General features: G+C 68.4%; 9 protein-coding genes and 1 pseudogene. 5 read left to right on the top strand and 5 right to left on the bottom strand.

The genetic code is table 11. The features are described from left to right. The 4 genes from MTR62_RS18020 to MTR62_RS18035 all read left to right on the top strand — a co-directional run. The coding region (locus MTR62_RS18020) for a glycosyltransferase (RefSeq protein WP_244023537.1) at window positions 1–639 on the top strand (639 nt) is incomplete at its 5' end. A gap of 134 nt (window positions 640–773) precedes the next feature. Further along, window positions 774–1,577 (top strand): tetratricopeptide repeat protein, encoded by an 804-nt coding sequence (locus tag MTR62_RS18025; protein ID WP_244023540.1) that lies wholly within the window; start codon window positions 774–776, stop codon window positions 1,575–1,577. A gap of 219 nt (window positions 1,578–1,796) precedes the next feature. Continuing rightward, window positions 1,797–3,065 (top strand): outer membrane protein assembly factor BamB family protein, encoded by a 1,269-nt coding sequence (locus MTR62_RS18030; protein WP_244023555.1) that lies wholly within the window; start codon window positions 1,797–1,799, stop codon window positions 3,063–3,065. 118 nt (window positions 3,066–3,183) lie between these two features. Next, window positions 3,184–4,554, top strand: a complete 1,371-nt coding sequence (locus MTR62_RS18035; RefSeq protein WP_244023542.1) for a methyltransferase family protein — start codon at window positions 3,184–3,186, stop codon at window positions 4,552–4,554. 16 nt (window positions 4,555–4,570) lie between these two features. Here the strand turns inward: MTR62_RS18035 and MTR62_RS18040 are convergent, their stop codons facing one another. From MTR62_RS18040 to MTR62_RS18055, 4 genes are all read right to left on the bottom strand, one after another. After that, window positions 4,571–4,876 (bottom strand): putative quinol monooxygenase, encoded by a 306-nt coding sequence (locus MTR62_RS18040; RefSeq protein WP_244023544.1) that lies wholly within the window; start codon window positions 4,874–4,876, stop codon window positions 4,571–4,573. After that, window positions 4,876–6,249 carry a glutamate--cysteine ligase gene (locus tag MTR62_RS18045; protein WP_244023546.1) on the bottom strand — a complete coding sequence of 458 codons (1,374 nt, stop codon included), beginning with the start codon at window positions 6,247–6,249 and terminating at the stop codon, window positions 4,876–4,878. Before MTR62_RS18045 ends, MTR62_RS18040 begins: the two co-directional genes overlap by 1 nt. A gap of 130 nt (window positions 6,250–6,379) precedes the next feature. Continuing rightward, window positions 6,380–7,132 (bottom strand): 16S rRNA (uracil(1498)-N(3))-methyltransferase, encoded by a 753-nt coding sequence (locus MTR62_RS18050; protein ID WP_244023548.1) that lies wholly within the window; start codon window positions 7,130–7,132, stop codon window positions 6,380–6,382. Between the two features lie 52 nt (window positions 7,133–7,184). Continuing rightward, window positions 7,185–8,591 (bottom strand): M20/M25/M40 family metallo-hydrolase, encoded by a 1,407-nt coding sequence (locus MTR62_RS18055; RefSeq protein ID WP_244023550.1) that lies wholly within the window; start codon window positions 8,589–8,591, stop codon window positions 7,185–7,187. 200 nt (window positions 8,592–8,791) lie between these two features. Between MTR62_RS18055 and ubiA the strand changes: the two genes are divergently transcribed. Next, complete coding sequence (gene ubiA / locus MTR62_RS18060) at window positions 8,792–9,742, top strand: 4-hydroxybenzoate octaprenyltransferase (RefSeq protein WP_268739944.1); 951 nt, start codon at window positions 8,792–8,794, stop codon at window positions 9,740–9,742. 64 nt (window positions 9,743–9,806) lie between these two features. Here ubiA and MTR62_RS18065 read toward each other — a convergent pair. Then, window positions 9,807–10,640, bottom strand: a pseudogene (locus MTR62_RS18065) (chromosome segregation protein SMC); the annotation flags it as partial.

The following is a 10,640-nucleotide window of genomic DNA, read 5'->3' on the forward strand; positions in this document are numbered from 1 at the left end:
GGCAAGGTGCGCCTGATCGTCAACGGCATCGCGACGCAGCGCTACCGCGCCGCGCCGCCCGCCGACGCCATCCCCGGCCTGGTCAAGGCGCCGGGCGAGCTTTGGCTGGGCACGCTGGCAGGCTTGCGCGCGGTGAAGAACCTGCCGCGGCTGGTGCGGGTCTTTGCAACGCTGCCCGAAGGCTGGCGGCTGGTCGTGGTGGGCGAGGGGCCGGAGCGCGCCGCGATCCTGCTCGAGGCCGAACGCTGCGGCGTGCGTTCACGCGTGCACCTGGCCGGCTATGCGGCCGATCCGGCGCGGGTGGTCGGGCTGTTCGATCTCTTCGCGCTGTCCTCGGACAGCGAGCAGTTCCCGATCTCGGTGGTCGAGGCGATGGCCGCGGGCAAGGCGATCGCGGCGCCCGCGGTGGGCGACGTGGCGACGATGGTGGCCGAGCCCAACCGTCGCTTCATCGCGGCGGCGGGGGACGAATCGGCGCTGGGGCAGGTCTTGCGTGAACTGGCGGTGGATGCGCCCTTGCGCGCGGGGCTGGGGCAGGCCAACCGGGCCTATGCCGAGGCGCATTACGATGAGACAACGATGATTTCGGCCTATCGGCAGACCTATGCAGCCGCTATGGGCCTTCAAGCCTTTCCCTAGGCGTCTGGTCCTGCGCTTTCCCGTTCAGTTCCGCTTCACCGGGGACTGTGCAGCGATCATCGCCGTTGAAATGCCGCGTTCATACGCTAAACAGCCCGAAACCAACTTCCCTTACCGCAGAAAGCGCCCTGATCTTGGCCCTGCCACCTGACTCCAAGCCCGCACCCAGTTCCAAGGCCGCCGCTCTCAAGGCCGCGCAGGAGGACGTCTTCGTTCGCGAAGTCGACGATGCCCTGCGTCAGGATCGTCTGGAAGACTTCGTGAAGGGCAAGGGCGTGCTCGCGCTCGGCGCCGGGATCGTCGTGGTGCTCGCCGCGCTGGGCGGCTGGCTCTACTGGAACCACCATCAGGCCAACCTGCGCGCCGAACGCGCCGAACAGTTCGTCCAGGCGCTCGATAGCGTCAATTCGGGCAACCTCGATGCGGCCAAGGCCAAGCTCACGCCGCTGGCCGAGGGCGAGGCTTCGGCCAGCGCGCTCAACGCGCAGCTGATGCTGGCGGCCATCGCCCAGGAAAAGGACGATGCCGCCGGCGCGGCCAAGATCTACGACAAGGTTGCGGCCGATACCACCGCGCCGCAGCCGATGCGCGATCTCGCCACGGTGCGCGGGGTGGCCGCGCGCTTCGACACGATGAAGCCGCAGGACGTCGTCGACCGTCTCAAGCCGCTGACCCAGCCGGGCAACGCCTGGTTCGGCGTTGCAGCCGAAATGGCGGGCATGGCCTATATCAAGATGAACAAGCCCGATCAGGCGGGGCCGCTCTTTGCGGCCGTCGCCAAGGACGAGAAGGCGCCCGAAGGCCTGCGCAGCCGCGCGCGCCAGCTCGCTGCGGTGCTCGGGGTCGACGCGGTGGCGGATGTCGTCGACGCCCAGGGTGAACCGATCGGGGGCGACTCCAAGAACGATGACGCGAAAAGCGGAAAGGCCGCCGAATGAACGATACTGGTGTGGAATTTGGCATGACCGCTGCCGTCTCGAAGCCCCGCGGCGTGCACGCGGCGCGTCGCTGGCGCCGGGTGGCGGCGCCGCTGGTGGCGCTCGCGCTGGTCGGCTCGCTGGGCGGTTGCAAGATGTTCGGCGGCGGCAACGGCGGCCCCAAGACCCCGACGGTGGGCGAACGTGTGCCGATTCTCTNGCTCGCTGGGCGGTTGCAAGATGTTCGGCGGCGGCAACGGCGGCCCCAAGACCCCGACGGTGGGCGAACGTGTGCCGATTCTCTCGCGCATCGAAAGCGGTGCCGAAGTCGATCCGACGATGGCCACCGTCTCGGTCATCCTGCCTCCGCAGGAAGTCAACGCGACCTGGGCACAGGGCGGCGCGACGCCGAACAAGTCCTATGGCCAGCTCGCGCTGGCCGACAACCCCAAGCGGGTGTGGACGGCGCAGATCGAAGGGTCCTCGCAGCGTGAACGCCTCGCCGCCTCGCCGGTGGTGGGCGACGGTCGCCTCTACGTGATGGACACGCAGGGCGTCGTGCACGCCTTCAACGTCGAGAACGGCGCCCCGCTGTGGACCAAGAGCTTCGCGGTCCCCGGCGACAACGAGCGTTCGGTGTTCGGCGGCGGGGTCAGCTTCGATTCGGGCAAGCTCTACGTCACCACCGGGCTTGGCGAAGTCGCGGCGATGGACGCCGATACCGGCAAGCAGCTGTGGACGATGAAGCCGGCCGGGCCACTGCGCGGCGCGCCGACGATCGCGTTTGGCGCGGTCTACGTGATGACCCAGGACAACCAGATCTTCGCGCTCAACACCGAAGACGGCAAGATCCTGTGGAACGAATCGGGCTCGACCACCCAGTCGGGCGTGTTCGGGGTCGCTTCGCCCGCCGCCGGGCGCGGCACCGTGATCGCGGGCTATTCCTCGGGCGAACTGGTCGCCTACCGCTACGAGAACGGCCGCCAGTTGTGGTCCGACGCGCTGTCGCGAACCTCGATCTCGACCGAGGTCGGCAGCCTGACCGACGTCGACGCCGATCCGATCATCGACAACGGCCGCGTCTTCGCGCTCGGCCAGGGCGGGCGCATGGCCGCCTACGATCTGCTCACCGGCCAGCGCGAGTGGGAGCTCAATCTGGCGGGTATCTCGACCCCGGCGGTTGCGGGGGACTGGGTCTTCACGCTCGACGACCACGCCGAGATCCTGGCCATCTCGCGCGAGGGCGGCAAAGTGCGCTGGCTGACCCAGCTGACCCGTTACGGCAATCCCAAGAAGCGCAAGAACCCGGTGTTCTGGGTCGGCCCGGTGCTCGCGGGCAACGCCTTGTGGACGGCCAACACCGATGGCGAAGTGGTCAAGATCGACCCGGCCAATGGCAAGCCGCATGTGTTCACCAACGTCGAATCGTCGATTTCGCTGGCGCCGGTCGTTGCCAATTCGACGCTCTTCGTGCTCGACAACTCGGGCCGCATTTCGGCCTTCCGCTGATCGTGGCGCGGCCGCTTGCCTCGCATCGAGAGCAAGCGGCCCGTCCGGCAGGCGCGCTTTTTGGCCAGCCGGGCCAGCGTTTCGCTGCCCTTAACCCTTTTTCGCTAGAGCCCCTGGCATGACGAAAGGGGAAGCGATGGGGGAACACGTCACGCCGGCTACGCGGCCGCCCAGCGACGTTTCGGGAGCGGTCGGCCTGGTCGGGCTGATCGCGCTCCTGGCTTGGCTTTGGCTGTGCCGCAGCTGGGCCGGGGTTTCGCTGGCGCTGGGACTGCCCGGCCCGCACGCGCCGATGAGCGGTCCTTACGCCGCGCTCGCCGCGCTGGTGGTCACCGGTTCGGCGATGAGCCTGTGGTCGCTGCTGGTCGACAAGGTCCACCGCAATCCCTCCACCGGGATCGACTGGGCGCTGGCCCGTCCGCTTTGCGAAACGCTCGACATCTCGATCACCAAGCTTGCCGGGCTGTGGGCGACCTGGGCGGGCATCGGCCTGTTCTACTGCATCGCTCGCTGGTACTGGGACGGCCAGTATCTCTTCGCGATGGAGGTGATCGGCGCGGCCGCGATTCCGGTCTTCCTGCTGTCCATCCCCTATGTGCTGTGGCTCGATCGCAAGCTCGTCGAACCGCGCGACTACACCTGGCATTTTGGCGCGCTGCTGATCGGGCGCGAGGCGTGGGAGGCCGAACAGGTGCGCAAGCACTGGCGCGCCTGGGCGATCAAGGGGTTCTTTGGCGCCTTCATGATCTCGATCCTGCCTGGCGGCTTTGCCGTGGTCGTCGGCGCGGACCTTGCGGGGGTGGTACACGATCCGGTCGCGGCGGGATCGCTGCTGATCCAGCTGCTGTTCCTGATCGACGTGCAGATCGGCACGGTGGGCTACCTGTTCACGTTTCGCCCGCTCGATTCGCACATCCGTTCGGGCAATCCCTATCTCGCCGCCTGGGTCGCGGCGCTGATCTGCTATCCGCCGATCGTGTGGGGGACCATCGGCCGGCCCGACGTGCTGGGCTACGAGGCGCACACGGGCGGCTGGGCCTACTGGCTGCAAGGGCACGACGCGCTGCTGTGGCTGTGGTCGGCGCTGATGGCCGGGCTGACGGGCTTCTACGCCTGGGCGACGTTCGCCTTTGGCCTGCGCTTTTCCAATCTCACCTATCGCGGCGTGCTGACCAACGGGCCCTACCGTTTCACGCGCCACCCGGCCTATCTGTCGAAGAACCTGTTCTGGTGGCTTTCGACGCTGCCTTTCCTCGTCACCAACGGTTCGTTCACCGACATGGTGCGCAACACGGTGCTGCTGGGCGTGGTCAGCGCGATCTACTTCTGGCGCGCCAAGACCGAGGAACGGCATCTGCTCGCAGAGGATGCGAAGTACCGCGAATACCACGCCTGGATGGCGCACAACGCACCGATCACGCGCGCCTTCAGCGCGCTGTGGACGCGCTTCGCGCCGCGTTCGCCGCAAGTGCCCGCGCCCGCCGAATAGGGGGCGGCGCGCGGGATCAGAAGGGTTCGCTCGAGACGGTTTCGTGAAGCGTCAGGTCGCGTTTGGTAAAACCCAGCTCCGGGCGCACGTCCATCCAGACTTTCATGTGTGGCTGCGTGAAGTGCACGGCGAGGTCCTCACGGCTTTCCCAGATCTCGGTCAGGCGATAGAGGCCGGGTTCGAGCACGTCCTGCGCGTAGCTGTAGGCCAGGCACCCCTTTTCGGCGCGCGTGGCGTGGATCACCGCCTCCAGCGCGGCGCGGATCGCCTCGGCCCGTTCGGGCGCCGGGTCCATGCGGAACTGGCCGGTGATGACGATCATCAGAAGCTCTTGACCTTGTAGATGCGGGTGATGTCGCCCTGCCATTCGCCATGGTAGAGCTCGAGCAGGCGCTGGGCGGGGACCTTGCCACTGGCCACGATCTCGGCCAGCGGCTCGAGGTAGCCGGTCTCGTTGTCGCCGCTGGCGTTGAGCCTGGCGCGCGCGGCCAGGCCCGAACGGGCGATGTCGATCACCTCGCCCGCGATGGCGCGCAGGGTTCCGCCACCGGGAAGCGGCGCATCGAGGCCGAGCCGGGGAACCGAAGCGCGCAGTTCCTCGCGGCCCGCCATGTCCCAGCCCTTGACCAGATCCCACGCCGCATCGAGCGCGCCCTGATCGTAGAGCAGGCCGACCCACAGCGCGGGCAGCGCGCAGATCCGGCTCCACGGCCCGCCGTCGGCGCCGCGCATTTCGAGGAAGGACTTGAGCCGCACTTCGGGAAAGGCGGTCGAAAGGTGGTCGTTCCAGTCCGACAGGCGCGGCTTTTCGCCGGGCAGGACCGACAGTTCACCCTTGAGGAAGTCGCGGAACGAGAGCCCCGCCGCATCGATGTAGCGCCCCTCGCGGAACACGAAATACATTGGCACGTCGAGCATGTAGTCGACATAGCGCTGGTAGCCGAAGCCCTCCTCGAAAACGAAGGGCAACATCCCGGTGCGCGCCGGATCGGTGTCCGACCAGATGTGGCTGCGGTAGGACAGCATCCCGTTGGGCTTGCCCTCGGTGAAGGGCGAATTGGCGAACAGCGCGGTCGCCAGCGGCTGGAGCGCCAGCGAGGTGCGGAACTTGCGCACCATGTCGGCCTCGCTCGAATAGTCGAGATTGACCTGGATGGTGCAGGTGCGCAGCATCATGTCGAGCCCCATCGAGCCCACCCGCGGCATGTGCCGGGTCATGATGTCGTAGCGCCCCTTGGGCATCAGCGGCAGGTCGGCGCGGGCCTTGTCGGGCCACATGCCAAGGCCGAGGTAGCCCTTGCCGATGCGATCGCCGATGGTCTTGACCTGGGCGAGGTGGCGCCCGGTTTCCGCGCAGGTCTGGTGCAGGTTTTCGAGCGGCGCGCCCGATAGTTCGAGCTGGCCCGCCGGTTCGAGGCTGACCGTGCCGTCCGCGCCCTTCATCGCGATGACGTTGCCACCCTCGACGATCGGCTCCCAGCCGAACTCGGTCAGCGCCATCAGCAGGTCGCGGATGCCGCCGGGTTCGGCGTACGCGGGCGCGTGGTGGTCGTTCGTGTCGTAGACGAACTTTTCGTGTTCGGTCCCGATCCGCCACGCTTCGCGCGGCTTTTCGCCCGCAGCCATCGGCGCGGCCAGTTGGTCCAGGGTCTCGATCACCGGATCGTCCCGATCCGAAGCCTCACGGGTACTCATGGGCGTGGAGGTAGAGACGCGAAGGGATTTGCGCCAGAGGAATTTTGTTCGCTGCCGTACAATATTCGCAGTGGGTCAAGATCGCCGGACCGGACAGGGCCCGGACGCGCGCCCGAAGGCGACCACCCGATCAGGAGGAGGCCCAGTCTCCGCAGCTCGCCATCCACACCGCCAGCCCCGCGATCGTGGCGGTTTCGCCGCGCAGGATGCGCGGGCCCAGCGTGATCGCGCGGGCCTGCGGATGGGCGCGGATGGCCACGCGCTCGGCCTCGTCGAAACCGCCTTCGGGGCCGACCACCAGCGCCGCCGGACCGGGGTTGGCGGCAAAGGCGCGCGCCGCGCTCTCGCCGCCCTGTTCGTCGGCGAAGAACAGCGTGCGCCCTTCGGGCCAGTCGCGAAGCAGCGCTTCGAGCCGGACGGGCTCGGCCAGCTCGGGCAGCGCGGTGCGCGCGCACTGTTCGGCCGCCTCGGTGACGATGGTCATCGCGCGTTCGGGGTTGAGCTTGTCGGCCACGCAGCGCCGGGTGACGAGCGGGTGGATCGCGGCGACGCCCAGTTCGGTCGCCTTTTCGAGCACGAGGTCGAAGTTGGGCTTCTTGAGCAGCGCGGCGCACAGCCACAGGTCGGGCACCGCTTCTTTTTCGCGCAGCCGTTCGCGCACGGCGAGGGTCACCGTGCGCTTGCCCGCCTCGATCACCGCGCAGGCCCATTCGCCGGTCGCGTTGTCGCAGGCGATCACCGCATCGCCAGGCCCCACGCGCATGACGCGGGCGAGGTAGTGCGCTGGGTTTCCCTCGAGCGTGAGCGTCGCCTCGGACGCGAGCGGTCCGGGAACGAACAGGCGGGGGGCCGAACGCGGCGGCCAGGCGGGGGTGGCGGGCATGGGAAAGCGGTCTTCTTGCGGCGGGTCGGGTGCGGGTTGTGGCCTGTGGGGCTTATTTGAGCAAGGTGGTCAGCACCGTCTGCCACTGCTTCACGCCCGGATCGAGCGTGGCGAGGGGCAGGCGTTCGTTGAGCCCGTGGGCAAATTCGTCCTGCGCGCGCATGTAGGTGGCCGAAATCCCGAAGGCGGGGATGCCTCTGCTGCGAAAATGCATCGAATCGGTCGCGCCCGCGCTCATCCCCGGCACGATGGTCAGGCCCGGACTGCGCTGGTGGACGGCGATCTCGACCGCGTGGAGAACGTCCTTGCGCAAGGGCGATTCGATCGATTCGAGCGTGCCGTTCTCGGTGAAGGCGATGTGGATGGCGGGATTGTCGACCACCTTGGTCAGCCTATCGAGCACCGCCGCGCGCGAGGTGCCGGGAAAGATGCGGCAATTGACGTTGGCGCTGACCGACTGGGGCAGCGCGTTGGGCGCGTGCCCGCCCGCGATCATCGTCGGAACGCAGGTGGTCCGGATCACGCCGACATATTCGGGCCGCGCCGAAAGCGTTGCGGCGGCCTCGGCATCGGTCGGGTTGGCAGCGAGCGCGCGCATGGCGCCCGCGACTTCGGCCGGGGCGGACGCCGCGCTGCCCTCGAGATAGGCTTTGGTCAGCGGGCTGACCTGGACGGGGAAGTGGTAGGCCCAGATCTTTTCCATCGCCGCGCTCATCGCCGCGATCGCGTTGGTCTTGCCCGGCCGGCTTGAATGGCCGCCCGGATCGCTGATGGTCAGGGTGTAGTCGCCATAGGTCTTTTCGCCCGCCTGGACTTCGTAAACGAACGGCTTGCCGCTGGCGTCGAGCGTACCGGCCCCGGCATCGGCGTTGAGCACGAGGTCGGCCTTGCCGAGCGCCTTGGCCATCGCGGCGGTGGTCGCCATCTGGGTTTCCTCGTCGCCCGAGAAGGCCAGGATCAGGTCGTGCGCGGGCACCCAGCCCGCGCGGTGCAGGCCCATGACCGCGGCCATGACCATCGCGAGATCGCCCTTGTTGTCGAGCGCGCCGCGTCCGAACAGATAGCCATCCTCGATCACCGGGGTGAACGGATCGCGCTCCCAGTCGGCGGGCTTGGCCTCGACCACGTCCATGTGCGCGATGACCAGCGTGGGCAGCGCCTTGCGGTCGCGGCCGGGGTAGCGCGCGATCAGGTAGCCGGTCTCGCCGACCGGGGTGAACTGGACGTCGGACGGCGCGAAGCCTGCGGCGATCAGGCGCCTGGCCAGCTTGTCGGCGAGCACCGGGACCTGCCCGCGCCCCTCGACCGTGGGAACCGCGACCGCTTCGGTGAGCACCGCGAGCGCTTCCTGACCGCCGGGCGTCGCGGGCGTTTCATCGGCGGCGAGCGCGGGGCTGAGCGGACCCAGTGCCAGCGGGGCGGCAAGCAAGACGGTCAGGCTCGGCATTTTGAACGGCATCGGACTGGTTCCCCCCGGAAAGTTTGCGGCAACGCCTGGAGCGAGGCCGCCTGGCAACGCCGTGTACTCTTGCCCGAAGCCCGGCGCGGCGCAACGGCAAGCGCGCGGTTGTTCCCCGCCGATCGTCGGGCGGCGCGCGGTGTGGGTCCGTGTTCGCGTTGTGTGTCGTGTGCACGTTGTGTGTCGTGTGCACGTTGGCGATGACAGGAGGTTCACGATCGGGTATTTCACGCAGCGTGACTGATCCGACTTTCGTTCCTGACAGCCAGCAACGCGGGCTTGTCGCGGCTTTGCCGCCGCACTTGCGCGACTTTGCGATGCTGGCCCGCTTTGACCGCCCGATCGGCTGGTGGCTGCTGTTCTGGCCCTGCGCGTGGAGCGTGCTCTTGGCGGGCGGCGAGGAGCGCTGGGGGCTGATCCTCTGGTTGTTGCTCGGCTCGATCGCGATGCGCGGGGCGGGCTGCGTACTCAACGACATCGTCGATGCCGATCTCGACCGCAAGGTTGCGCGCACCGCGCAGCGCCCGGTGGCGAGCGGGCGGGTGAGCAAGCAGGCGGCGTGGGTCTGGCTGGCGGCGCTGTGCCTGATCGGGCTCGTCGTGCTGGTCCAGCTGCGCATCGAGGCGCAGCTCGTCGCGCTTGGCAGTCTGGCGCTGGTCGCGGCCTATCCTTTCATGAAGCGCATCACGTGGTGGCCGCAGGCCTGGCTCGGCATGGTGTTCACCTGGGGCGCGCTGGTCGGCTGGATCGAGATCCGCTCGGACCATCTCGAGGCGCTTGCCGGGCTCTATTTCGGTTCGATCGTGTGGTGCGTGGGCTACGACACGATCTACGCCATCCAGGACCGCGAGGACGACGCGCTGGTCGGCATCCGCTCCTCCGCGCGGCGGCTGGGGCGGCATGTGCGCGCGGGTGTGGCGGCGTTCTACGCGCTGGCGCTGGCGTTCTGGGCGCTCGCCTTCTGGGCTATGCGGCCTGACTGGGTCGGGCTCATCGCGCTGATCCCGGTGGCGTTGCACATGGGGTTCCAGGTCGTCACGCTCGCGCCCGAGGATGGCGAGAACGCGCTGGCGCGCTTCCGTTCGAACCGCGACCTCGGCCTCGTCATGGCGCTGGCCTGCTGGGTGGTGGGCAACGCCGGGATTCTCTAGGGCCTGCTCGGTGAAGGAGGCCGCGCGATCGGCAATCTCTCCTGCACGAAGCGCGGCGCCTGAACTACTCCGCCGCGAGCAGTTCCTCCGCGCCGCCAAGGTCCACGCTGACAAGGCGTGAGACGCCCTTTTCGACCATCGTCACGCCGAACAGGCGGTGCATCCGGCTCATCGTCACCGCGTTGTGGGTGACGATGAGGTAGCGCGTCTGGGTTTCCTGTGTCATCGCGACGAGCAGGTCGCAGAAGCGTTCGACGTTGGCATCGTCGAGCGGCGCGTCGACCTCGTCGAGCACGCAGATCGGCGCCGGGTTGGTGAGGAACAGCGCAAAGACCAGCGCGACCGCGGTCAGCGCCTGTTCGCCGCCCGACAGCAGGGTCAGCGATTGCAGCCGCTTGCCCGGCGGCTGGGCGTAGATTTCGAGCCCGGCTTCGAGCGGATCGTCCGAATCGATGAAGGCGAGATGCGCCTGCCCGCCCATGAACAGCTTGGTGAACAGCCGCTGGAAATGCGTGTCGACTGCCTCGAACGCGGCGCGCAGCCGCTCGCGCCCCTCGCGGTTGAGATTGCCGATCGAGCCGCGCAGCCGCGCCACCGCCTCGGCCAGCTCGGCCTTTTCCGAACTCGATACGCCCAGCCGCGCCTCGGCCTCGGCCAGTTCGTCGGCGGCGACGAGGTTGACCGGGCCGAGCCTTTCGCGCTCGGTGCCCAGCCGCTCCATCGCGCTCTGTTCGGCCTCGGCGCTGGAAACCTCGCTCGAGGCAAAGGCGAAGCGTTCGGGCAGCACCGGGGGCGGGCACTGGAAACGCTCGCCCGAGAGTCGCGCCATTTCGATCCGGCGCGCATCCTCGTTTTCGGCGCGCGCGCTGGCCCCGGCGCGGGTCTCGCGCGCGCTGGC

The organism is Novosphingobium organovorum (assembly GCF_022832435.1).
In the GTDB taxonomy this organism is placed as follows: domain Bacteria; phylum Pseudomonadota; class Alphaproteobacteria; order Sphingomonadales; family Sphingomonadaceae; genus Novosphingobium; species Novosphingobium organovorum.

Coding starts and splice junctions, on each gene's coding strand:
- MTR62_RS18030 (WP_244023555.1), top strand. CDS start 1,797: ATGTTCGGCGGCGGCAACGGCGGCCCCAAGACCCCGACGGTGGGCGAA.
- MTR62_RS18035 (WP_244023542.1), top strand. CDS start 3,184: ATGACGAAAGGGGAAGCGATGGGGGAACACGTCACGCCGGCTACGCGG.
- MTR62_RS18040 (WP_244023544.1), bottom strand. CDS start 4,876: ATGATCGTCATCACCGGCCAGTTCCGCATGGACCCGGCGCCCGAACGG.
- MTR62_RS18045 (WP_244023546.1), bottom strand. CDS start 6,249: ATGAGTACCCGTGAGGCTTCGGATCGGGACGATCCGGTGATCGAGACC.
- MTR62_RS18050 (WP_244023548.1), bottom strand. CDS start 7,132: ATGCCCGCCACCCCCGCCTGGCCGCCGCGTTCGGCCCCCCGCCTGTTC.
- MTR62_RS18055 (WP_244023550.1), bottom strand. CDS start 8,591: ATGCCGTTCAAAATGCCGAGCCTGACCGTCTTGCTTGCCGCCCCGCTG.
- ubiA (WP_268739944.1), top strand. CDS start 8,792: ATGACAGGAGGTTCACGATCGGGTATTTCACGCAGCGTGACTGATCCG.